At 69.6% G+C, this 23253-nt stretch carries 23 protein-coding genes; 6 read left to right on the forward strand and 17 right to left on the reverse strand.

The genetic code is table 11. From position 1 onward, the window contains the following. Positions 1-15: 15 nt before the first annotated feature. Together AC2D10_RS07625 and AC2D10_RS07630 are read right to left on the reverse strand one after the other, a co-directional pair. Positions 16-1020, reverse strand: coding sequence for an ABC transporter permease (locus AC2D10_RS07625; protein WP_484711487.1), 1005 nt, complete (start codon positions 1018-1020; stop codon positions 16-18). Positions 1021-1140: 120 nt separating this feature from the next. After that, entirely contained in the window at positions 1141-2814 is a 1674-nt protein-coding gene (locus AC2D10_RS07630) for an ABC transporter substrate-binding protein (protein ID WP_484711488.1), read from the reverse strand. 171 nt (positions 2815-2985) lie between these two features. Here AC2D10_RS07630 and AC2D10_RS07635 point away from each other — a divergent pair, with 171 nt between their 5' ends. Continuing rightward, positions 2986-3906 carry a sugar kinase gene (locus AC2D10_RS07635; protein WP_484711489.1) on the forward strand — a complete coding sequence of 307 codons (921 nt, stop codon included), beginning with the start codon at positions 2986-2988 and terminating at the stop codon, positions 3904-3906. A gap of 20 nt (positions 3907-3926) precedes the next feature. On the opposite strand, the gene AC2D10_RS07640 is transcribed toward AC2D10_RS07635, so the two are convergent. The 5 genes from AC2D10_RS07640 to AC2D10_RS07660 are packed head-to-tail and all read right to left on the reverse strand — an operon-like array spanning position 3927 to position 9415. Beyond that, a complete protein-coding gene (locus AC2D10_RS07640; protein WP_484711490.1) occupies positions 3927-4811 on the reverse strand; it encodes a MurR/RpiR family transcriptional regulator in 885 nt (294 codons plus the stop codon). A gap of 12 nt (positions 4812-4823) precedes the next feature. Continuing rightward, positions 4824-6305 (reverse strand): glycoside hydrolase family 3 N-terminal domain-containing protein, encoded by a 1482-nt coding sequence (locus AC2D10_RS07645; RefSeq protein WP_484711491.1) that lies wholly within the window; start codon positions 6303-6305, stop codon positions 4824-4826. Then, the gene (locus tag AC2D10_RS07650; RefSeq protein ID WP_484711492.1) at positions 6302-7135 is read right to left on the reverse strand and encodes a carbohydrate ABC transporter permease; all 834 of its coding nucleotides are present in this window, start codon (positions 7133-7135) and stop codon (positions 6302-6304) included. The genes AC2D10_RS07645 and AC2D10_RS07650 overlap by 4 nt, the downstream gene beginning before the upstream one ends. Next, positions 7132-8112 (reverse strand): carbohydrate ABC transporter permease, encoded by a 981-nt coding sequence (locus tag AC2D10_RS07655; protein WP_484711493.1) that lies wholly within the window; start codon positions 8110-8112, stop codon positions 7132-7134. Before AC2D10_RS07655 ends, AC2D10_RS07650 begins: the two co-directional genes overlap by 4 nt. Positions 8113-8122: 10 nt before the next feature. Then, positions 8123-9415, reverse strand: a complete 1293-nt coding sequence (locus tag AC2D10_RS07660) for a sugar ABC transporter substrate-binding protein (protein WP_484711494.1) — start codon at positions 9413-9415, stop codon at positions 8123-8125. Between the two features lie 144 nt (positions 9416-9559). Between AC2D10_RS07660 and AC2D10_RS07665 the strand changes: the two genes are divergently transcribed. From AC2D10_RS07665 to AC2D10_RS07680, 4 genes are all read left to right on the forward strand, one after another. Further along, positions 9560-10807, forward strand: a complete 1248-nt coding sequence (locus AC2D10_RS07665) for an LCP family protein (RefSeq protein ID WP_484711495.1) — start codon at positions 9560-9562, stop codon at positions 10805-10807. Between the two features lie 29 nt (positions 10808-10836). Then, the gene (locus tag AC2D10_RS07670) at positions 10837-11697 is read left to right on the forward strand and encodes a spermidine synthase (RefSeq protein ID WP_484711496.1); all 861 of its coding nucleotides are present in this window, start codon (positions 10837-10839) and stop codon (positions 11695-11697) included. A 123-nt stretch (positions 11698-11820) separates the two neighbouring features. Next, complete coding sequence (locus tag AC2D10_RS07675) at positions 11821-12348, forward strand: hypothetical protein (RefSeq protein WP_484711497.1); 528 nt, start codon at positions 11821-11823, stop codon at positions 12346-12348. Between the two features lie 56 nt (positions 12349-12404). Beyond that, positions 12405-12893, forward strand: a complete 489-nt coding sequence (locus AC2D10_RS07680; protein ID WP_484711498.1) for a SprT-like domain-containing protein — start codon at positions 12405-12407, stop codon at positions 12891-12893. Between the two features lie 9 nt (positions 12894-12902). Here the strand turns inward: AC2D10_RS07680 and AC2D10_RS07685 are convergent, their stop codons facing one another. The 9 genes from AC2D10_RS07685 to AC2D10_RS07725 all read right to left on the reverse strand — a co-directional run bounded on the left by AC2D10_RS07685 (position 12903) and on the right by AC2D10_RS07725 (position 21361). Continuing rightward, the gene (locus AC2D10_RS07685) at positions 12903-13367 is read right to left on the reverse strand and encodes a DUF3054 domain-containing protein (RefSeq protein WP_484711499.1); all 465 of its coding nucleotides are present in this window, start codon (positions 13365-13367) and stop codon (positions 12903-12905) included. Positions 13368-13447: 80 nt separating this feature from the next. Further along, the gene (locus tag AC2D10_RS07690; protein ID WP_484711500.1) at positions 13448-14074 is read right to left on the reverse strand and encodes a 2-phosphosulfolactate phosphatase; all 627 of its coding nucleotides are present in this window, start codon (positions 14072-14074) and stop codon (positions 13448-13450) included. A gap of 61 nt (positions 14075-14135) precedes the next feature. Continuing rightward, complete coding sequence (locus tag AC2D10_RS07695; protein ID WP_484711501.1) at positions 14136-15593, reverse strand: ABC transporter permease; 1458 nt, start codon at positions 15591-15593, stop codon at positions 14136-14138. Further along, positions 15590-16351, reverse strand: coding sequence for an ABC transporter ATP-binding protein (locus tag AC2D10_RS07700; RefSeq protein ID WP_484711502.1), 762 nt, complete (start codon positions 16349-16351; stop codon positions 15590-15592). Before AC2D10_RS07700 ends, AC2D10_RS07695 begins: the two co-directional genes overlap by 4 nt. Positions 16352-16464: 113 nt before the next feature. Further along, the gene (locus AC2D10_RS07705; RefSeq protein ID WP_484711503.1) at positions 16465-17100 is read right to left on the reverse strand and encodes a response regulator; all 636 of its coding nucleotides are present in this window, start codon (positions 17098-17100) and stop codon (positions 16465-16467) included. A gap of 28 nt (positions 17101-17128) precedes the next feature. Beyond that, positions 17129-18334, reverse strand: coding sequence for a sensor histidine kinase (locus AC2D10_RS07710; protein WP_484711504.1), 1206 nt, complete (start codon positions 18332-18334; stop codon positions 17129-17131). Between the two features lie 62 nt (positions 18335-18396). Then, on the reverse strand, positions 18397-19188 hold the full coding sequence (locus tag AC2D10_RS07715; protein ID WP_484711505.1) for a class I SAM-dependent methyltransferase: 792 nt from the start codon (positions 19186-19188) through the stop codon (positions 18397-18399). A 47-nt stretch (positions 19189-19235) separates the two neighbouring features. Next, the gene (locus tag AC2D10_RS07720; RefSeq protein WP_484711506.1) at positions 19236-20393 is read right to left on the reverse strand and encodes an AMP-binding protein; all 1158 of its coding nucleotides are present in this window, start codon (positions 20391-20393) and stop codon (positions 19236-19238) included. Positions 20394-20449: 56 nt separating this feature from the next. Next, positions 20450-21361 (reverse strand): 1,4-dihydroxy-2-naphthoyl-CoA synthase, encoded by a 912-nt coding sequence (locus AC2D10_RS07725; RefSeq protein WP_484711507.1) that lies wholly within the window; start codon positions 21359-21361, stop codon positions 20450-20452. Between the two features lie 158 nt (positions 21362-21519). On the opposite strand from AC2D10_RS07725, the gene AC2D10_RS07730 reads away from it, so the two are divergent. Continuing rightward, positions 21520-22503 (forward strand): o-succinylbenzoate synthase, encoded by a 984-nt coding sequence (locus tag AC2D10_RS07730; protein ID WP_484711508.1) that lies wholly within the window; start codon positions 21520-21522, stop codon positions 22501-22503. Positions 22504-22509: 6 nt separating this feature from the next. On the opposite strand, the gene AC2D10_RS07735 is transcribed toward AC2D10_RS07730, so the two are convergent. After that, complete coding sequence (locus tag AC2D10_RS07735) at positions 22510-23133, reverse strand: TetR/AcrR family transcriptional regulator (protein ID WP_484711509.1); 624 nt, start codon at positions 23131-23133, stop codon at positions 22510-22512. Positions 23134-23253: the final 120 nt, after the last annotated feature.

The raw sequence follows: 23253 nt of genomic DNA on the forward strand, positions 1-23253 counted from the left end.
CATCGTTGGGACGCATCACTGCACCCTCACTCTCGGGTCGATGAAGCTGTAGGACACATCGACCGCCAGGTTGATCAGCGCGTACGCGATCGCGATGAAGATGATGAATCCCTGGAGCACCGGGAAGTCTCGCGTGAAGATGGCTCGCGCGAGGAAGGATCCGATGCCGGGGAAGGCGAACACCGTCTCGGTGAGCACCGCTCCCGAGATCAGCAGACCGGTCTGCAGACCGATCGTGGTGATGACCGGCAGCATGGCGTTTCGCAGGATGAAGCGACTCCGCAGCGTCGATGATCCGACGCCCTTCGCTCGTCCGGTGCGCACGTAGTCCGCGTTCTGCACCTCGAGGACGCTGGCCCTCGTGATGCGCACGATGATCGCGAGCGGGATGGTGCCCAGCGCGAGAGCCGGCAGCACGAGATGCAGGATCGCATCCCACGACGCGTCGAACTCGCCGGTGATGATGCCGTCCCACACGTAGAACCCGGTGGGATGCGTGGCATCTATTCGCGGATTCTGTCGGCCGTCGGACGGCAGCCAGCCCAGCTGCACCGCGAAGATGTACTTCAGGATGAACGCGAGGAAGAACACCGGGATGGTGATGCCGACCAGGCTCAGCACCACGGACGCGTGGTCGGTGAACTTGCCGTGTCGCCGCGCGGCCCAGTAGCCGAGCGGAATGCCGACGCCGATCGCGAAGATGAGCGCCATGACGCTCAGCTCCAGCGTCGCCGGGAAGCGACGGAGGAACTCGTCGACCACGGGCCGGTTGGTCTGGATCGAGGTGCCGAAGTCGCCCTGCAACAGGCGTCCGACCCAGATGAAGTACTGCTCGAGCAACGGCTTGTCGAAGCCGTAGAGCTCATTGACTCGGGCGATGGCCGCAGGAGTCGCCTTCTCACCGAGAAGGGCGACGGCGGGGCCACCGGGAAGGGCCCTGACCCAGGCGAACAGCAGGATGCTGAGGCCGATCAGGGTGGGGATGAGGAACAGCAGTCGCCTGCCGATGGTGCGCAGCAAAAGATCTCCGTCGATCGGATGCGAGCCCTTCGCCTCGTCGCACTCGCTCAGGGGCCGGCGGAAACCGGCCCCTGAGCGAGGAGCGAAGCGACGAGGCGAAGGGCGTCGCGTCGGTCAGACCTACTCGGTGAGGACGATGTCCGTGAAGACCTCGTCGTTCACCGGGCTGGCGGGGTAGCTCTCGACGCGCGGGTCGAACGCCAGGGTGGGCGCCGGGTGCGCGAGCGGAACACCGGGGATGAACTGCGCGACCATCTCGTTGATCTCCTCGTAGAGGGCCGTCTGGTCCTCGAGGTTGGAGACGCCGCGGGCCTCGTTCAGCTTCTGGAAGAGCTCCGGGTTGTCGAAGCCCCACTCCGAGCTCTGCTGACCGAAGAAGACGCCCACGAAGTTGTCGGTGTCGTTGTAGTCACCGGTCCAGCCGAGCAGGTGGATGCCGTGGTCCGCCGTGCCGGTGGTGCGGTCGAGGTACTCGACCCACTCTTCCGAGACCGGGGTGGTCTCGACGCCGACCTCGGCGAGCTGCGTTGACAGCACGGTGAAGATCTGCTCGGGGTCCGGCATGTACGGACGCGAGACGTTGACCGGGTAGTTGAAGGTGAGCTTCAGCGGGTTGGCCTCGGTGTAGCCCGCCTCGGCGAGCAGCGTCTTGGCCTTGTCCTGGTCGAACTCGTACGTCGTGACGTCCGGGTTGTAGCCGTTGACGACCTCGGGCACGAACTCGATGGCCTTCTCGGTCCCCTCGGGCAGGACCTGGGTGATCAGGGCGTCCTTGTCGATCGCGTACGACAGCGCCTCGCGGACCTTCGGGTCCTGCAGCTCCGGGATCGCCTGGTTGAACGCGAGGTAGAGGATCGTGAACGGAGGACGCGACACCATGGTGAAGCCGTCGTCCTCGAGCGCCTTGGTGTCGGCCGGACCCACGAGGTCGTAGCCGTCGATCGAGCCGGACTCGAGCGCCTGGCGGCGTGCGGTCGGGTCGTCGATCGTGCGGAAGATGATCTCGGTGACCTGACCCTTGTCTCCCCAGTAGTCGGGGTAGGACTTCAGCGTGACCTGCTCGCCCGGGGCCCATTCCTCGAACTGGTAGGGGCCGGTGCCCACCGGGTGCGCCATGGCGTACTCGGAGAGCACGGGAGCCTCAGCCGAGCCGCTGACGTCGTCGGCGCCGAACTCCTGCAGCGCCGAGGGGCTCTGCATCGAGAAGGACGGCAGCGACAGGGAGGCGACGAAGCCGGCGAACGGCTTGTTCAGCTCGACCGTGACCGAGGAGTCGCCGTCAGGGGTGCACGACTTGTAGACGGCGTCGGCCGGGTTCGAGGCGTAGCCCTTGAAGAGCTTGTTGTAGTAGTACCCGAAGGCCTCGGATGCTGCGAGGCCGGTCCAGTTGAACCAGCGGTCGAAGTTGACGCAGACGGCCTCGGCGTTGAACGGGGTGCCGTCGTGGAAGGTCACGCCCTCCTTGAGCGCGAAGGTGTGGGACATGCCGTCCTCGGAAGACTCCCAGCTCTCTGCTAGGAGAGGCGCCGGATCTGCGGTGCCGGGCTCCGTGCCGACGAGGCCCTCGAAGATCTGCCGTGAGACGCGGAAGCTCTCGCCGTCCTGAGCGAACGCCGGGTCCAGGCTGGCCGGATCCGAGGAGGCCCCGAACACGAACGTGCCGTCGACGTCGCCCGATCCTTCTCCTGCGTCATCGCCTCGATCGCTGGCGACGCATCCTGCCAGGACGAGAGCCGCGAGTGTGGCTCCGGCGACGGCGATGAGACCTCGCCGGCGCGTGACTGATTGCTGCATGTGTGTGACCTTCCCTGTCGGGCGCTTCTTTGCGCGTGCCCGAAGCCGTTGCGCCTCGGGTCACGGTGATTCCTCGAAACTACCCAGCGGATCCACAGATGCCAATCACTTCCATGTTGCGATCCGGTATCGACCCGGCCGGGACTGAGTCCATCCGGTAGTGTCCAGAACGTGCCAGACACCTCCCCGATCGCCGTGTGCGTGGGCGAGGGTCTCATCTCGCTCGTGGCCGCCGCTGCCGGTCCCCTCGAGGACTGCCGCACCTTCCACCGCTCGCTCGCCGGTGCCGAGTGGAACACCGCGATCGCCCTCGCATCGGCCGGTGTCCGCACCGCCGTGGTGTCACGCGTGGGCGACGACGGCTTCGGCCGATTCCTCACCGCAGAGCTGCGTCGGCATGGGGTCGACGACGCTGCCGTCGAGGTCGATCCCGTCGCCCCCACGGGTCTGTATGTGAAGGAGCTGGCCCCGCGCCCCGACGGCGCGGTCGACGGCACCATGCACTACTACCGCACCGGATCGGCGGCGTCGGCGCTCTCGCCGGCCACACTCGCCTCTCCCGCGGCATCCGCTCTGCTCAGCGCCGCCGCACTGGTGCACACCTCGGGCATCACTCCCGCCCTGTCGGCATCGGCTCGCGCGGCGCAGGACGCGTTGTTTGCAGACCCCCGCGGGGACCGGCTGCTCAGCTTCGATGTCAACTGGCGTCCGGCGCTCTGGCGCGGCCGCGAAGAAGAGGGGCGGGCCCAGCTCACGGACCTCGCGCGGCGCGCCGACGTCGTCTTCTGCACGCGCCCCGACGCGGTGGCCGTGTTCGGCACCACGGACCCGCAAGAACTCCGTGCCCTGCTGCCCGAGCCGCGACACCTGATCATCACCGACCCGCACGGCGCGGTGGCCTTCGACGGCGCGGAGCGCACGCAGAGCGACGCGATGCAGACACCCGTCGTCGAGACCATCGGAGCGGGCGACGCGTTCGCGGCCGGCTTCCTCGCCGGCATCGTCACCGGGCTCTCGCTGACCGGAAGCCTGGCGCGCGCGCACCGCATCGCCGCCCGCGCGCTGGTCAGCACCCGCGACCATATCGGCTGAATCGCGGGGCCGGAACGGCGTCAGCCCTCGACGATCCGGCGGGACTGAGACCGCGCCACAGCCGCATCGTGGGTGCGCTGCAGCGGCACCACGACCGGTTCGCCGCGGTGCTGCACGACGCGCACGAACAGCACGTCGACGAGCGCGAGCTGCGCGATGCGACTCGACATCGCCGCCATCCGGAACGGCGACTCGTGCGCGTGGGTGAGCAGCACGACGTCGGCGGCGAGGGCCAGGGCCGACTCCCCCACGCTCGTGACCGCGACCGCCAGCGCGCCGGCGTCTCGCGCCACCTCGAGCGCCCGCACGGTCTCGATCGTCTCTCCGCTGTGCGAGAAGGCGATCGCGACGTCGTCACCGCTGCGCAGCGCTGCGGTGGTCACGGCGAGATGCGGATCGGCGAAGTGCGCGACCGAGCATCCGATGCGCGACAGCTTGAGCAGCAGATCTTGCGCGGTCAGCGACGACGCCGCCTGGCCGAACAGGTCGATGTGACGGGCGGCGACGAGCGCCTGCGCCACCCGGTCGAGCGCCGGGGCATCCAGCCCGAGGGCCGTGCGCTCGATCGCGTCGATCTCCTGCGCCGCGAGCTTGGCTGCCACGGCCATGGGCCCGTCGTCCGGGTCGATCGCCGTCGTGTCGAGGCTGAAGCGCGCCTGCTGGGCCTGCTCGAGGGTGACGGTGCGGGCGACCGCGACCCGCAGCTCGCGATAGCCGCTGTAGCCCAGCGACTGCGCGAAGCGGGCCACGGTCGACAGCGACGTGCGGCAGAGCTTGGCCAGATCCGTGATCGCCAGGTCGACGACGAGCGTGGGGTCGGCGAGGATCGTCTCGGCGACACGTGTCTCAGCCGTGCTCAGCCGAGAGACCGAGCGTCGCACCAGCGCGAGGACATCTGCATCCATCGTGGGATCGACTCAGCCGGTTCTGCCGAGAAGTCTCTCGCGGGCCACCTGCGCACCCACGCGGCTCGCAGCGGCCACCTCGACGGTCGGCAACGGCAACGGAGTCCGCACCGGCAGCCCGACGTTCACGACGACCGCGCGCGGATCGCGAGAAGCGGCGCGCTCGACCAGCTCCCGCTGGGCGGGGTCGGTGTCGGGGCGGTCGATGAGAAGCACCGTGGTGCCGACTGCGGCGGCCATCTCGTCGAGCACGTGATCCTGCTCCGCGAGTTCGGCGCTCGCGACATCCAGCCGCACGCGCCGTCCATCGCCCGCGAGGGTGCCGGCGACGTAGCCCGCCGCGCTGTCGACCGCGAGGGTCGAACGGCGTCGCGCATCGACCACGAGCAGTTCGGCCGAGTCGGGCAGCTCGCCTGCGACCGAGAGCGCGCGGCGCACGATCGACGCCGCATCGAAGTCCTCGTCCGGCTGCTCGACCTGGGATGCCGCGCTCCGCAGCTTCGTCGCGAGCGCGGCCACGCGGGCAGCCGCCTCCTCGACGCGTTCGCGTGAGAGCGACCCGTCACGCAGGGCCTCGACGATGCCGTCGCGTGCTGCGCGGAAGTCGCGCTGATCCTGATCGGGCAGCGCCGCGGCGCCGGGGTTCGTGGGGTTGCCGATGCAGAGCAGGTCTGCGCCTGCGGCCAGAGCCTTCGCCGCTCCCCCGCCGATGCCGACGGTCTCGCGGATCGCGGCCATGTCGAGCGCGTCGGTGATGATCACACCCTCGAAACCCCACTCGCGCAGCATGCCGAGCACCCGTGGGTTCAGGGTCGCCGGCTCCTCGCCCCACGCCGGGACGACGATGTGCGCGGTCATGATCGAGTCCACGCCCGCCTCGATCGCCGCACGGAACGGCGCGAGGTGCACGCGCTCGTACTCGGTGATGTCGAGCGAGATCTCGGGCAGCGCGTGGTGCGAGTCGAGGTGGGTGTCGCCGTGGCCCGGGAAGTGCTTCACGCACGCCGCGACCCTGCCGTCCTGGATGCCGTCGATCGCGGCGACCGCGTGACGGGTCACGAGATCGGTGTCGGCGCCGAACGCGCGCACGCCGATCACGGGATTGCGCGGATCGGTGTTCACGTCGGCGACGGGCCCGAGCACGACGTTGGCCCCGACCGCGGCGACCCGGCGCGCGAGCTCGGCACCCGTGCGCTCAGTCGCGGCCACGTCGTCGAGGAGTCCGAGTTGGGCAGCTCCCGGGATCGTCGATCCGTCGGCCGACTCGAGTCGGGTGACGCTGCCGCCCTCCTCGTCGACCCCGATCAGGGCGTCCGGGTTGGCGGCCAGGATCGACGCGCTGAGCGCTTGCAGACCATCACCGATGTTCTGACCGAAGTAGACCACGCCGGCGAGTCCGTCACGCAGCTCGTCGAGCAGCCAGGCCGGCGCCTCGGTGCCGAGGAACCCCGGCCAGAGGACCCCGTTGGCGAGACGGGTGAGCTCGTCGCTCATCCCTTCACCGCGCCCGCGACCATGCCTGCCGACAGACGCCGCTGCACGATGATGAAGAAGATCATCACGGGCAGGGTGATGATGGTGGAGGCCGCCATGATGCTGCCCCAGTCGTTGGCGAACAGGCCGAAGAACGACTTCAGACCGATCGAGACCGTGTACTGGTCCGTCTCGGCACCGAGGATCGTCATCGCGAAGATGAACTCGTTCCACGCCGTGATGAAGCTGAAGATGCTCGTCGCGACGAGGCCCGGCATGACCAGCGGAAGCAGGATCGAGCGGAACATGCGCCACCAGCTCGCGCCGTCGATGTAGGCGGCCTCTTCGAGCTCGACCGGGACCGCGGCGACGAAGCCGCGCAGCATCCAGATGCCGAAGGCGAGCGACAGCGCGACGTAGACGACCATGAGGCCGAGGATGCTGTTGAGCAGCCCGAGCGTCTTGACCTGCAGGAACAGCGGGATCACGAGCGCCTCGAGCGGCACCATCTGCACCACGAGGATCATCATCAGCACGGTGGTGCGGAACTTGAACCGGAAGCGCGCGACGGCGACCGCCGCCAGCAGGCAGACGAGCGCGCTGACGAGCACGGTGACCAGCGCGACGATCGCGGAGTTGCGCAGGAAGGTGCCGAAGCCACCCTCGGTGAGCACGAACGCGAAGTTGTCGAAGGTGAACTCCTGCGGCAGGAACGACTGTCCACCGCTGGAGGCCTTCTTGTCGAAGGCGCTGGAGACCATCCAGTACACCGGGAAGAGCGTGAAGATCAGGACCGCGGCGACCGCGATCCCGATGCCGATCCGCGACCGGAGGGAGGCTTTCGGGTTCACAGCTCGTCCTCCTTCATGAGGGATCGGATGTAGACGATGGTGATGCCGATCAGCACGAGCGTGAGCAGCACCGCGAGCGCGGCCCCGAAGCCGTACCGGTTCTGACCGAACGACTCGACGTACGACCACACGCCGAGGTTCAGCACGGAGCGGTTTCCGCCGCCGCCACCCGGCATCAGGTAGACCTGCGCGAAGACCTTGAAGTCCCAGATCGTCGACAGGATGATCACCACCGAGAAGACGGGCTTGAGCGTCGGGAAGATGATCTTCCAGAAACGCCGCCACGCACCGGCGCCGTCGAGAGCCGCAGCTTCGAGCATCTCCTTCGAGACGCCCAGGAGGCCGGCGAGCACCGTGATGGCCACGAACGGGAAGCCGTGGTGCACGACGTTCAGGAGCACGATCGCGTAGAAGGACCACTGGTTGGTGAACCAGTTGACGGAACCGTCGATCAGGCCGAGGTCGCGCAGGACCGCGTTGAAGATGCCGCGGTCGGCATCGAAGATGAAGGTCCAGACGTAGGTGCCGGTCACGGCGGGCATGGCCCACGCGACCATGATGCAGCTGGAGACGATGGTGCGCCACACCGTGCCCAGCCGCGCGAGCAGCAGGGCCACGAGCGTGCCGACGGCGACCGTGACGAACACCGCGACGACAGCGAAGCCGACCGTGTTCGGCAGGACGACCGTCCAGAGCGTCGGATTCGTGAGCGCTTCGACGTAGTTGTCGAGACCGATCCAGTTACTCTCGCCCGTGTTGATCTCGCGCAGACCGTAGTCCTGCAGCGAGTACAGGAAGACCTGTACGAGCGGCCAGAGCATGAGCACCGCGAGGATGATCAGCCCGGGGGCGAGGAGGAGCCAGGGGCGGGCCGTGACGAGCGAGAGTCCCCGCTTCTTGCCGGGACGGCCGCCGGCCACGGAGGCGGAGGAGGACTCCGCCTTCGTGGCCGGCAGTGGCGGTTGCACCATCGTCATAGGAGAGTACTTACTTCTGGTTGAGCAGGTCGGTCATCTCGGCGGCGGCATCCTTCGTCGCGGTCGCGACGTCCTTCTGCCCGCTGAGGATGGCCTGCATCATCGAGTTGGTCGTCTTCTTCGCCTGGACGGCGCCGAAGTTCGGGGTGACCGGGACGGATGCTCCGCCGTCGACCATCTGCTCGGCGAACGGTGCGACCAGCGGGTCGGTCGAGGCCAGGGCCTCTTCCATCGCGGACTGCACGCCGGGGAAGTACCCGGTCTCGTTCGACCACTGCTCGGCGAAGTCACCGGTGGTCATGAGCTTGACGAACTCCCATGCCAGGTCGGCGTTCTCGGTGGTGTTGAAGACCGAGAGGTGCGATCCGCCGAGAACGGAGGGCGCGATGCCGCCGTCCTGGCCGGGGATGACCGCGGCGCCGATCTTGCCCTCGAGCTCGGGGTTCGCCTCGATGAGCGTCTTCGGGGTCCAGGAGCCCGAGAGCATCATGCCCACGTTGCCCTGCGTGAACGCGTCGCGCAGGTCGGTCTCCTTCCACGTGGTCGCACCGGCCGACGAGAAGCCGTGCTCGGTGGCCAGGCCCGTGTAGAACTCGATGCCGGCCTGCGACTCGGAGCTGTCGAGCTCGCTGGTCCAGGTGTCGCCGTCCTGCGTGGCGATCTCGCCGCCTGCGCCCCAGACCCAGGGGTAGACCTGGAACTCGGCGTCGCCGGCGACGGGGAACGGCATCATGTCGGGCTTGGCGGCCTTGATCGCCTCACCGGCGGTGACGATGTCGTCCCAGGTCTTCGGAGCCTCGAGACCGAGCTCCTCGAACACGTCGGTGCGGTAGACGATCGAGCGGACGCCGGCGTACCAGGGCATGCCGTAGAGCGCGTCCTCGTAGGTGCCGGCCACGGCGAGGCCCTCGACCAGGTCGTCGCGCAGGCCGTCCTCGGCGTCGACGTACTCGTCGAGCGGCTCGAGTGCGCCGGCGTCGGCGAACTCCGCGGTCCACGTGGTGCCGGTCTCGGCGATGTCGGGGGTGGTGCCGCCGGCGATCGAGGTGACGAAGCGATCGTGCGCGTCAGCCCACTGGATCTCCTCGATCTTGACCGTGGCGCCGGTCTCCTCTTCGAAGGCCGTCGAGACCTCGTCGTAGAAGGCGGTGGCGTCGGGGTTGGTGCCCTTCATGATCCAGACGGTGAGCTCCTGGCCCTCGGCGTCGGTGCTGCCGCTGCCACCGGTGCTGCCCGCGCAGGCGGCGAGTCCGAGCGTGGCCGCAGCGCCGAGCGCCACGACCGGAAGAATGCGCTTATGCATCAGAAAGATCTCCTCTTTGAATGACCTTGCGGGCATCGGGTGCTCGCCAGTAGGAAAAGTATCTACGCCTAACTAATTAACTGCAAGTTCTTCTCAGAATTGTCATCTCCCTGTGACAACTCTTTCCATGGGTAGGCTCGCGTCATGGTGCGCACGCGCGAGAACAGAGATCGGGGCACCGTCGCCCGCCATGCCGAGTTGCCGCGGAGAAGCGCGCTGTCGTCGTTCCTGCGCTTCCTCGCGATCTCCGTGGCGGTCGTCGTGGTCGCCGCGATCGCGGTGGGCACCTTCCTGGTCGTCGACCTGTTCAACCGCGTCGGCGACGGCGCCGTGGCGCTGGAGGGCTCGAGCGAGGTGCAGCCGCCCACGATCGGCGCCTACCCCGCCGACCAGGCGTTCAGCATCCTGGTGGTCGGCACCGACGAATGCAGTGAGCAGACCACCGCGCTCCTGGCCGAGCGCTGCACCGAGGCCGACGGCATCCTTCGCAACGACGTCAACCTGCTCGTGCACGTCTCTGCCGAGCCCCGCAATGTCACGGTCGTCTCCCTCCCCCGCGACCTGATGATCGAGGTGCCCGAGTGCACCCGCGAGGACGGCTCAGTGGCGCCCTCCCTGTCGAAGCAGTCGATCAACGCGGTCTTCGAACACGCCGGGCTGTCGTGCGTCGTCAAGACCGTGAGCTCGCTCGGCGACATCCCGATCGATTACGCCGCGAAGATCAGCTTCGACGGCGTGATGGCCGTCACCGACGCGATCGGCGGCGTCGAGGTGTGCATCGCCGGCGACGGCATCCGCGACCGCCACACGGGCATCGACTGGCCCGCCGGCGTGCGGACCGTCTCGGGATACGACGCCCTGCAGTTCATCCGCACCCGTCACGGCGTGGGCGATGAGAGCGACCTGGCACGCATCTCGAACCAGCAGCAGTACATGTCGCGGCTCGCCAAGAAGGTGCTCAGCGAGGAGACCCTCACCGACATTCCCAAGGTGCTGCGACTGTCGAACGCGATCGCCGACAACATCGTGCCCAGCGAGTCGCTCGACGATCCGCTGCGACTCGCGCAGTTCGCCCTCGCGCTCAAGGACGTGCGCTTCAGCGACTTCGTGTTCGTGCAGTACCCCAACCTCACCGATCCCGACGACGAGAACCGTGTGGTGCCCAACGAAGAGGCCGCCGTGCAGCTGTGGACGGCGATGGCGTCCGGCCAGCCGCTGCAGCTCACCGGAGACGTCGCGACCAACGACGGCGTCGAGCTGGTGACACCCGCTCCCGAGGTGGCCCCCGACCCGACATCCACCGAGGTGCCCGAGGTGCGCACGACCCTGCCGCCCGACATCTCCGGGCAGACGCTCGAGCAGGAGACGTGCGCGGTCGGCAACCAGCGCTGACCTTGGGACCTGCCGCGTAGGCTCGCAGCATGGGCCGGAACCGATCACGAGACACCGAGCATCCGCAGGCCCGACTGGACCACGGCGGCATCGCCCGCGTGATCCCCTCGGAGTACACCTCCGGCTTCGAGCTGATCGTCGATGACACCCCGCAGTCGCACGTCGACCTCGACGACCCGACACACCTGCACTTCGAGTACATCGTGCGCATGGGCGCGGTGATCGATCAGCTCGCCGACGGCGCGCTGACCGCCGTGCACCTCGGCGCCGGAGCCCTGACCATCCCCCGCTACATCGACGCGACGCGACCCGGCTCCCGCCAGCAGGTCATCGAGCTCGAGGCGCCGCTCGTGCAGCTGGTGCGCGAGCACCTGCCCCTGCCGCAGGGCGCCTCGATCCGCATCCGCATCGGGGATGCGCGCGAGGGAGTGCGGCGGCTGCCCGCGGCGTTGACCGGCGCCTGCGACCTCGTCGTGTCAGATGTGTACTCGGGCGCACAGACGCCCGCACACCTGACCAGCATCGAGTTCTACCGCGAGCTGACCGCGCTGCTGGCGCCGGGTGGCGTGCTGCTGGTGAACGTCGCCGACGGACCCGGCCTGGCCTTCGCGCGACGCCAGGTCGCCACCATCGCCGAGGTGCTGCCCGAGGTCGCGGTGCTCGCCGACACCCAGGTACTCAAAGGACGACGGTTCGGCAACCTCGTGATCGCGGCGTCCGCCGCTGCCCTGCCCACTGAATGGCTGCCTCGGATGCTCGCGGCCGGGCCTCATCCCGCCAAGATCGCTCAGGGCGCCGAGGTGGCGGCCTTCACGCAGGGGGCAAGGGTCGTGACCGACGCGGATGCCGTCGCGTCACCGCGTCCGGACGCCTCGCTCTTTCTGCGCTGATCTCATGCGTCGATGCTCGCGGCACGGGCTTCGCGGATCGGGATGCCGTGTCGCGGGCGCGCCGACTCGCCGCGCGCGCGCCCGCCAGGCAGACTGGAGAGGAGCGCTGCGGGAGGAGAGCAAATGAGTTTCATCCGGGGATACGACCAGGAGGACCTTCGTGAGCTGGTCGACCTCGCGGAGTGCGCCGCGCGGCTCGAGGAGATCGAGAACCAGCGGAGCCTGCCCTCCCTGCTCGAGCGGGTGTGGCTGCTGAAGGTGCTCGGACGACTCGATGAAGCGCTGACGCTGGCCGACGAGGCCGTGCGCCAGGCGCGGATGGCCGGCACGCGCAAGGACGTCCTGCGTGCACGAGTGCTGCACGCGACGATCCTGCAGTACCGCGGAGCCCATGCGGCCGCCGAGCAGGAGCTCGCGACCTGCGCCGACGAGGCGGAGGGGCAGCGGTGGGTGTCGATCGCCGCCTTCGCGCACCACCACCATGGCAAGAACGCCTACGACGCCGGGGACTACGACACCGCGCGCGAGAGCTTCAAGCGCTCGCTGTTCCTGCGGCGCGAGGCCGGCGCAGCCGACCGCGACCTCGAGGTCGTGCTGCTCGCCATCGAGGCCGCGGAACGTCGCCGCACCGAGCAGCTCGTCGCCGGCTGACCGACATATCGACGCCGCGCGCCCGGGGTGTCGGAGGCATGGCTTAGCCTGATCGCATGGCCGATCTTGACCGTGTGCGCATCTGGGGCGAGGCGCTGATCAGAATGCATCTCGACCCGTCGTGGTCGTTCGGCTTCGACCACGCGAAGCGCCGTGCCGGTCAGTGCGACTACACCAAGAAGCGCATCTCGGTGTCGCGCTACCTCGCCGCGCGCTTCGACGACGACGAGATCCATCAGGTGCTGCTGCACGAGGTCGCCCACGCGCTCGCCGGGCACGCCGCCGCCCACGGCCCGCAGTGGAAGCGCACGGCGCGCGAGCTCGGTTACGTCGGCGGCACCACGCATCACGGCGAGACCGCGGTGGAGCTCGCTCCGTGGGTCGGACGCTGCCCGTCCGGTCACACGACGTACCGTCACCGTCGCCCGACTCGCCCCACGTCATGCGCGAAGTGCTCGCGCTCCTACGACCCGCGATACGTGTTCGCGTGGACGCGACGCGAGATCACGAGCGACACCCGGCTCGCGGCGCAGATGCCGCGCTGAGGGTCACTCTCAGCGGGAGGCCGGGTCGGCGTCAGACGGCGTGTCGTGTCGCACGGTGGGCTGCGGCGTGGGCTCCGGCTCGGTCTCCACGTCCCAGACCATGTCATCCGACGCCCGCGAACGACGCGCACGCAACAGTCCCGCCAGCGCACGCCAGCCCACCAGGAAGACCCCGAGTGTGAGCGTCGCGACGATGATGAAGGGCAGCTCGGCGGTGTCGCCGGTCACGATGCGCAGCAGCATCCCCCCGGCGACGGTGACGAGCCAGACCACGATGCCCCAGACCAGCGACCACGGCTGACGCGGCCTGCGCGGCAGCAGGGCGGCGACCGCGTGCCCGATCAGCAGTGCCACCAGGAACGGCCAGGCGGTGAGCAGGAACCCCGCGGGGTCTTCGTCGTGCGACGCGCGGCCGATCACCGCGAACACGAGCACCAGCACGACATCGACGATCACTGCGGGGACGAACCTCATGACATGACCCTACGCGCGCTCTGCGCTGCGACGCGGGTTGCGCACGCGCGCCGCCCCGCATCCGCTTCTCGGCGCGTCGTTCAGGCGAAGGCGGTGAAGCGGCGCTCGGTGAGCTGCGGAACCGCCGTCACGGCATCGAGCCGCGCGGCAGCCGCGACCGCCGCCGGGTCGGAAGCGTTCTTGCCGGAGCCACTGGCCGAGATCAGGTGCCCGAGCGCACGCCGCAGCGCGCGGAATCCCTCGGCGGCGACGGCCGCGTCCGGCGCCGTGTGGTCGATGCCCAGGTCGGTGAGGGCCGCGGCGATCGCTCCGACGCCCAACTGATCTTCGACGGCGAAGCGCACGTCGTTCGAGGCGTCCCGCTCGCCCGTCGCGACCAGGGCCACCGACGTCCGCGCCTGGCGACGCTCCTGGATGGTCTGCACGGCCCGGGCGACCGCGCTCGCGTTGCGGATGCTGCCGACCAGCACCATCGCGCCGCTCGCCGACGCGGTCACGGCGAGCGCGGGGGCGACCGAGTCCGACGACCAGGTCGCGGCCTCGGACAGCTCGACGTCCGCGCCCTCGGCGACGGCATCCGCCAGCATCGACGAGAAGTGCAGCACGTCGACGACCACGACGACATCGGCCGGCGCGAGCCGCTCGAGCCCGGCCAGGCCCCAGTCGAGGCGGACCTGATACGTGGACTGATCGAACGGCGACGGCATCTCACCAGCCTAGATGAGCACCCCGCCCGGCCTCTCGTGAGGCACGGACGGGGTGTGGCTCTCAGTCGGCGGCGAGCGCCTCGACCGGGGCGACTCGCGTCGCGAGACGCGTGGGGGTCGCGGCGGCGACCAGCGTGAGCACCGCGGTGGCGATGACGATGATCACGACCGGCAGCCACGGCACCTGCGGGGCGATCAGGCCGGCCGGGGTGAAGTCCGGCAGCGTGGGCACCGAGCCGAGCACGGACTGCGCCGCGATCCACCCGTAGACGATGCCGAGCACGAGGCCCGTCAGCGTCGCGGCGACGGTGATGTGCGTCGCCTCGAGCAGCACCATCCGGCGCACCTGACGGTTCGACAGACCGATCGAACGCAGCAGGCCGAGCTCGCGGCGGCGCTGCACGACGCCGATGGTCAGCAGGTTGACGAGCCCGACGGCGGCGATCACCGCCGAGACCGCGACGAGCACCATCATGATCGACCCGAAGGCGTCGAGCGGGGCGAAGAACTCGTCGGGCACATCGCCCTGCTGGGTCATCATGAGCCGCTTGGCCGATTCGAGGGCCACCGCGAACATGGTCACGAGGGTGACCCCCATCACGACGCCGATCGCCATGCGCGAGGACCGTTCCGGGTAGCGGAGGGCGTTCTCGGCGGCCAGGCGCGCCGTGGCGCTCGAGCCGAACATGCGCCCGACCAGTCGCAGCACCGGCGGCATGAACAGCACCGACCCCATCGCGAGTCCGGTGAACGACAGCACGCCGCCGACGAACGCCGGCACCACGCCCAGGGGGGTCATCAGCCCGAGCACGACTCCCCCGGCGAGCAGAGCAGCCCCCGAGCCCAGCAGGACCCAGGCGCCGATATGACGGCCGGGGCGCGCGGCGAGGTCCTCGTGCGTGCGCTCGACCGATCCGCCGATCGCCTGCAGCGGGGTGACCGAGAGCACACGCCGCGAGCCCACCCAGGCCGCGATCCACGTCGTGAGCGCGACCCCGATCGCGGGCAGCACCAGGAACGGCTGCGCGAGAGAGAAGCCGCTCGGATCGTTGTCGATCAGCTGCGCGCCGATCTGCACGCCGAGGGCCGACAGCAGCAGGCCGGCGACCAGCCCGACGACAGCGCCGATCACGCCGACAATGAGTCCCTGACGGCCGACCTCCGCTCGCTGCGACCGTGCCGTCGCGCCGATCAGCCGCATCAGGGCGATCTGCCGCGTGCGCCCGGCGATGATCGTGGCGAAGGTGTTCGCGGTGACGATCGCGGCGACGTACATCGCGACCGCGGTGAGCAGCACCGAGAGCAGACCGACGACGATCGCGAGCGTCTCGCTGTTGCCGATGAACGGATCAGCCTGCAGCACCGCCCCGATGTACGCGGTCATCTCGACCAGCAGCACCCCGAATCCGGCCGAGAGGGCGGCGACGAGGATGCTGGCGCCCATGCCGCGATCGCGCAGCCAGGCCCAGCGGGGTCCGGTCGCCGCGGTCTGCGGGACGACCGTCGCGACCGCGGTCATGCTCCCACCTCGGCGGCGAGCATGTAGGCCGAGATCTGCTCGGCCGTCTGACGCGGGTGGTCGGCGACGATGCGGCCGTCGCCGAGGTAGAGCACGCGGTCCGCGTGGCTGGCGGCGATCGCATCGTGCGTCACCATCGCGATGGACTGACCGTGCTCGCGGCTGGCGGTGGCCAGCAGCTGCAGCACCTCGCGACCGGTCTTCGAGTCGAGGTTGCCGGTGGGCTCGTCGGCGAACACCAGGTCGGGGCCGGTGGCGAGCGCCCGGGCGATCGCCACGCGCTGCTGCTGACCGCCCGAGAGCTGGTGCGGCCGGTGGTGCAGTCGTGCGCCGAGACCGAGCGTCTCGACGAGTCCGTCGATGCGGGCGCGCTCGATCGCGCTCGGGCGGCGTCCGTCGAGCTCGAACGGCAGCATGATGTTGCCGAGCGCATCGAGCGTCGGCACCAGGTTGAACGCCTGGAACACGAAGCCGACGCGGCGGCGCCGCAGGATCGTGAGGTCGATGTCGCCGAGACCGGTGATCTCGGTGTCGCCGATCCACGCACGGCCCTCTGTGGGTGTGTCGAGGCCGGCCATGATGTGCATGAGCGTGGACTTGCCCGAGCCGGACGGGCCCATGATCGCGGTGAACTGGCCGCGGCGGATGCCGACGCTCACGTCGTCGAGTGCGTGCACGGTGCCTTCGCCCGTGCCGTAGGTCTTCTTGAGGTGCTGGACGCGGGCGGCGAGCCCGAGGTCGGTGGTCGTGATCTCCATGTCTTCGACGCTACGGACGCGGCTTCCGTGCGTCGTCGCTCCCGCGACGCATCCTGATACATCGCAGGGATGATCCTCAGGGCGCTCCGCGCGGGAGTGCAGGCGAGCAGGAGTCAGGCGAGGCCGTGCTCGAACGCGAACACCACCAGCTGCACGCGGTCGCGCAGTGTGAGCTTCGCCAGGATGCGGCTGATGTGCGTCTTCACGGTCGCTTCGCTGAGGAACTCGCGCGACGCGATCTCGGCGTTCGAGAGCCCGCGCGCCGCCAGGGCGAAGATCTCGCGTTCGCGCTCGGTGAGCGAGGTGTACGAGGCCGGCACGGGCTTGGGCGCCTCGGCGAAGTGCGCGAACAGGTCACGGGTGGCGGATGCCGCGATCACACTCGACCCCGCGTGCACCGTGCGGATCGCGGCGAGCAGGAACTCAGGATCGGCGTCCTTGAGCAGGAAGCCGCTCGCCCCCTGACGGATGGCCCGTGCCGCAGCCTCATCGAGGTCGAACGTCGTCAGCATCACGATGCGCGGAGCGTCGGGCCGCGTGAGGATCTCGGCCGTCGCGGTCAGGCCGTCCATCACCGGCATCCGGATGTCCATCAGCACGACATCGGGCGAGGTGGCCTGCACGACGGCGAGCGCCTCGCGTCCGTCGCCCGCCTCGCCGACCACCTCGAGGTCGTCCTGCGAGGCGACGAGCATGCGGATCCCGGCGCGGAAGAGCGCCTGATCGTCGACGAGGACGACTCTGATCATGCGGTCGGGCTCCCTGCTCGCGAATCGCTCATGCTGCATCGATCGGATCGCCGGAGGCGCTGATCGGAAGAGTCGCGTGCACGACGAACCGCCCGTCACGATGCTCCGCCTGCAGAATACCGCCGACGAGCTGAGCCCGCTCGCGCATGCCGATCAGGCCATGACCGCCGTGGACGGCGGAAGCGCCCGCCCCCACGGCATTGCTCACGCGGATCTCGACGGTCTCGGGCAGCCACGCCAGATGCACGTCGACGGTGCCGTCGCCGTGCCGGATCGCGTTCGTGAGCGCCTCCTGAAGGATCCGATAGACCGCGAGTTGAATGGCTCCCGGCGGCTCTCCCGGTGGCATCGGGTTGACGGTGATGCGCGGTTCGACGCCCGCCTGGCGCACCTGCGCGAACAGCGTTTCGAGGTCGGCGAGGGTGGGCTGCGGGCCTTCACCCTGACGGTGTCGCAGCTGGGTGAGCAGCATCCGCACGTCGGAGAGCGCGCCGCGGGCGGTCTGGGCGATCGTACCCAGTGCTTCAGTGGCGAGCTCCGGTCTCGCGGCGGCCGCGTAGCGGGCGCCGTCCGCCTGGGCGACGACGACGGCGAGCGAGTGGGCGACGATGTCGTGCATGTCGCGCGCGATGCGCACGCGTTCCTGCTCCTCGGCGGCGCGCATCTCGGCCTGCATCTTGGCGGTCTGGGTGGCACGCCCGATCACGATCACGCGCCACAGGAAGCCGGCTCCCCAGGACATCACCATCGCCAGCACGAACACGGATCCGAGCAGCGCGGCGATCACGGCGGCGCGCATGGCGCTCGCCGCGTCGGTCAGCAGCTCGCCCGACCAGGCGAAGCCGAAGTAGACCCCGCCGATGATGCCGCCGCCGAGCGCCGAGACGCCGCCGATCCACAGCAGCCGCTTCGACCCCCAGGCCGCGGTGGCGAAGAGCACCACCAGCACGGCGATGTCGATGGCCGCCGGCGGCAGGCCCACCGACATCTGCACGAGCGCGCCCAGCCAGGCGAAGGACAGAGCAAGGGTGGGCGAGAGCCGGCTGATCGCAGCGGCTCCCCAGAGGATCACGCTGACGACGACGTAGACCGCGGTGGCCACGGAGGGTTCGGTGATCCACGCGCTCAGACCACCGGCCCCCGAGACGAACGTCATCGGGGTGGTGAGGGCGAACCCGATCACGGCGCCGACGATGTCGACGATGAGCCAGGCGCGGGAGATGGGGCGGATCACCCCTTCACGCTACGCGAGCGCGATGCAGCGGGCGTCCGTCTGAGGATGTATCCACGTGGGCGTCAGACCCGGCAGAGGATCTCGCCGTGCGGCACGAGGTACCAGCCGTCGCCGTCGGCGGCCCACTGCTTCCAGGCGCCGCTGATCTCCTTCAGCTCGTCGGGCGTGGCCATCGCGGCGTCGACCAGCTGTCGGGCGAGCGCGGACTCGAGGATGCGGTCGGCCCACATGCCGCCCCACCACTCCCGCTGCTCCGGTGAGGCGTAGCACCAGGTGGACGCCGTCGCCGTGACGTTCTCGAAGCCCGCGGCACGGGCCCACGAGAGCAGTCGGCGACCGGCGTCGGGCTCGCCGCCGTTCGCTCGCGCCGCCGCGCGGTACAGCTCGAGCCAGCGGTCGAGAGCAGGCAGCAGCGGGAACCAGTGGAAGCCGGCGTAGTCCGCGTCGCGCGCGGCGACGACCCCGCCCGGCGCGGTCACCCGGCGCATCTCGCGCAGAGCCTGCACGGGATCGGCGACATGCTGCAACACCTGATGCGCGTGCACGACGTCGAAGCTCGCATCGGCGAATGACAGCTCATGCACGTCCTCGACCGAGAAGTCGAGGTTGGTCAGTCCTCGGCGCGCGGTGAGCTCCCGCGAGAGCGACAGCGCCTCGTCGTTGATCTCGGTCGCGGTGACATGCGCGACGATCCCGGCGAAGTCCGCCGTGATCGAGCCGGGGCCGGCACCCACGTCGAGCAGCCGGGTGTCCGCACGAAGGAACGGTCGCAGGTACTCGGCGGAGTTCGCGATGTCGCGGACGCTGTGGGAGCGGAGGACGGACTCGTGGTGTCCGTGCGTGTACGTGGCCATGCTTCAGTCTGGCAGCAGCGCTCGAGCGGCCACGCAGCAGCGTCGACTCAGCGCAGGTCGGCCACTGCGGCGCGGATCGCCTCGCGATCGGGCTTGCCGGATGCCAGCACCGCGAGTTCGTCGACGAGGATCAGGCGTGCCGGTCGGGCGTGCTTGCCCAGTTCCGCGGCCACCGCATCGCGTGCCTGCGCCAGCTGGTCGGCCTCACTGCGCCGCAGGGACTCCCCTCGCGCCGCCACGACCACGGATGCCTCGCCCCACTGCTCGTCGTCGACGCCGATCACGACCGCCTGATGCAGACCGGGCACCTGACGCACGACGCGCTCCACGCGGTCGAGTGACACGTTGATGCCGCCCGAGACGATCACATTGTCGGCGCGGCCGTGCACCCGCACCACCCCGTCTTCGACGAGGCCGAGGTCGCCCGTGCGATACCAGCGCATACCGTGCTCGTCGCGCACGAAGGTGCGCTGCGTGAGCACATCGTCGTCGAGGTATCCGTCGGCCAGCTGGGGCCCCGCGATGCGGAGCTCGCCGTCGACCTCGCGCACGGCGACGGTGTCGAGCGGCACGCCGTCGTACACGCAGCCGCCGCTCGTCTCGGTCGAGCCGTACGTGCGCACCAGGCGCACCCCGAGCTCGGCCGCCCGATCACGCACCGGCTGCGGGAGCGCCTGTCCTCCGACGAGGATCGCCCGGTACGCTGCCAGTGCCCCGCGCACCACGGCGTCGTCGGCCGCGTCGAGCAGCGTCGCGATCTGCGCCGGCACGAGCGAGGTGTACAGCTCGGGGATGCCCGCCCCGGCGGTCGCGGGCCGCAGCATCGACAGGGTGGCCTCCGCGAACGACATCGGCGAGAAGCGACCGGACAGCGCGACCGGCTCGGTTCCCGCCAGCTGCGACCGCACCAGCACCTGCAGGCCCGCCACGTAGCCGGCGGGAAGCGCGAGGAGCCAGCGCCCGGTGCCGATGCGCGCGGCGGTCGCATCGGCACTCGCCCGCAGCGCCTCGGCGCTCAGCACGACGCGCTTGGGGATGCCGCTCGACCCCGACGTCGCGATCACGGCGGCGGTCCCGTCGGGCACGTGCTCCGGAGCACCCGCGATCATGCCGAACCCGAGCGCCGGCCCGCCGTCGAGCGCGCGACGCAATGCCTCGTGCAGCAGCGCGGGGTCGTCGGCATCGGTGGGGATCAGGGTGACCACGGTCGCGTCCTCGTCAGTGCCTTGTCAGTGTCTTGTCAGTGTCTTGTCGAGCGGCGTCAGTAGTGCCACGGGAACGACGACCAGTCCGCGTCGCGCTTCTCGAGGAACGAGTCGCGCCCTTCCACGGCTTCGTCCGTTCCGTAGGCCAGACGGGTCGCCTCGCCCGCGAACACCTGCTGCCCCACGAGCCCGTCGTCGACCGCGTTGAAGGCGAACTTGAGCATGCGGATCGCAGTGGGCGATTTGGTCAGCACGGTCCGGGCCATCCGCAGTGCCTCGCGTTCGAGCTCGGCGTGCGGCACCACGCGGTTCACCGCGCCCATCTCGTAGGCCCGCTGCGCCGAATACTCCTCGGCGAGGAAGAAGACCTCCCGTGCGAACTTCTGTCCGGTCTGACGAGCCATGTACGCCGAGCCGTATCCGGCGTCGAAGCTGCCGACGTCGGCATCCGTCTGCTTGAACCGGGCCTCTTCGGCCGAGGCGATCGTCAGGTCGCACACGACGTGCAGCGAGTGCCCGCCCCCGGCGGCCCACCCGGGGACGACCGCGATCACGACCTTCGGCATGAAGCGGATCAGTCGCTGCACCTCGAGGATGTGCAGGCGACCGCCCCGCGCCGGGTCTTGCACGGCCGTCTCGGAGTCGGAGTACTTGTAGCCGTCGCGTCCGCGGATGCGCTGGTCGCCGCCGGAGCAGAACGCCCACCCGCCGTCTTTGGGGCTGGGGCCGTTCCCGGTGAGCAGCACCGCACCGATGTGCGAGTCCTGCCGCGCGATGTCGAGAGCCCGATACAGCTCGTCGACCGTGTGCGGCCGGAAGGCGTTGCGCACCTCGGGGCGGTTGAACGCGATGCGCGCGACGCCCCCGTCGTTAGAGGTGTGGGCGGTGATGTCGGTGTAGTCCTCAGCGCCGGGCGCGAGCGCCCATTCCGCCGGGTCGAACAGATCGGAGACGAATGCGCTGGTCACGGCATCCACCCTATTCCTGCCCTGCGGCGTCGTGCCCCCACTCCGGTCGCAGTTCACGCCGCGGCATCCGTCCGCACCCGGCAGCAACTGCGACCGGAACCACGCTCTTTCGGCAGGGCGGATGCCACGACCAGAGCCACAGAGAGCAGAATGGGCCCATGCTCCCCTCGCTCGAAGACCTGCTCGACTCGGCCAGGGTGGTCGCCCTGCCGATGCACACCCGCTTCCGTGGCGTCGACACCCGAGAGGCGCTCCTCTTCGAGGGGCCGGAGGGATGGGCGGAGTTCTCGCCCTTCATCGAATACGACGACGTCGAGGCGTCGACCTGGCTGGCCGCCGCGATCGACTTCGCCTGGCGCCCCCAGCCCGCGCCGCTGCGGGAGCGGATCGGCGTGAACGCCACGGTGCCCGCGGTCGAGGCCGCCCGCGTCGCCGAGGTGCTCGCTCGCTTCGCCGGATGCCGCACCGCCAAGGTCAAGGTCGCAGAGCCCGGTCAGTCGCTGGCGGATGACGTGGACCGCGTGCGAGCGGTGCGCGACGTGATGGGACCCGAGGGGCGCATCCGCGTCGACGCGAACGGCTTCTGGAACGTCGACGAGGCCGAACGTGCGGTGCACGCCCTCAACGAGTTCGACCTCGAGTACGTCGAGCAGCCGTGCGCGACCGTGCCGGAGCTCGCCGAACTGCGCGCTCGCGTGAAGTACATGGGCATCCCCGTCGCCGCCGACGAGAGCGTGCGCAAGTCCGCCGACCCGCTCGCAGTCGCCCGGGCGAAGGCCGCCGATCTGCTCGTGATCAAGGCGCAGCCGCTCGGCGGAATCACGCACGCGCTGCAGATCATCACCGCGGCAGGACTGCCCGTCGTGGTCTCGAGCGCACTCGACACTGCCGTCGGGCTCTCGCAGGGTGCGGCGCTGGCCGCGGCGCTCCCCCAGCTCTCCTACGACTGCGGGCTCGGCACGTCATCGCTGTTCCTCGACGACGTCGCCGACATCCGCCCGATCGACGGCAGCATCTCGGCGGCTCGGGTCACCCCGGATGCCGCGGCGCTGGACCGACTGTCGGCCCCCGACGAGCGGCGTGAGTGGTGGACCGCACGGCTCGCGCGCTGCCACTACGAACTGGCGTCAGCCGCGCAGTGAGCGCCCCTACGGCTCGATGAGCAGCTGCACGAGGCGGCCGAGCTGCTCGCTGCCCGAGTGGCGCAGCTTCTCCTCGTCATGCCCGGCCATGGCGCCGCGCACGGTCATGCCCTCCCAGAGGATCATGAGCATGCGCCCAGCGTCCTCCGCCGGCAGTCGCAGACGCAGTCGACCGGCGGCGACGATGTCGTCGATGATGCGGGCGATGCTGGCGACCATCTCGCGCTCCTGAGCCAGGTACGCGGCACCGAACTGCGCGTCGCGGAGCGCCCGGATGCGGATCTCGCTCATCAGCATCACACCGAGCCGGTCGTCGCCGCCGAGTTCCATGACCTGCTGCACGAGATCGATCGGGTCGCAGCCCTCGGCGAGCGCGCCGTCGTCCTTCATCTGCTCCACTCGGGTGCGCACGGCGTTCACGCGCACCTCGGCCACGCTGGCGGTGAGCATGAGGAACAGCTCGTCCTTCGACTCGAAGTTCGAGTAGAACGCGCCGCGGGTGAATCCGGCCCGCTCGCACACGGCCTCGACTGAGGCACCGTCGAGGCCGACCTCGGCGAAGACCTGAGCGGCGGCTTCGAGCAGTCGCGCGCGAGTGTTCTCGCGGCTCCGGGTGGCTGGTGTCGTCATCGAGACCTCCTGACCCCTTCACTTTCGCATGATTCACACCCCGCACACAGGCTCCGACGCGCGGGTCACTTTACGATACATCTATGTATTGGATACACCTGTGTATCCGCATGACATCCC

Source organism: Microbacterium sp. PI-SA-G (genome assembly GCF_057215335.1).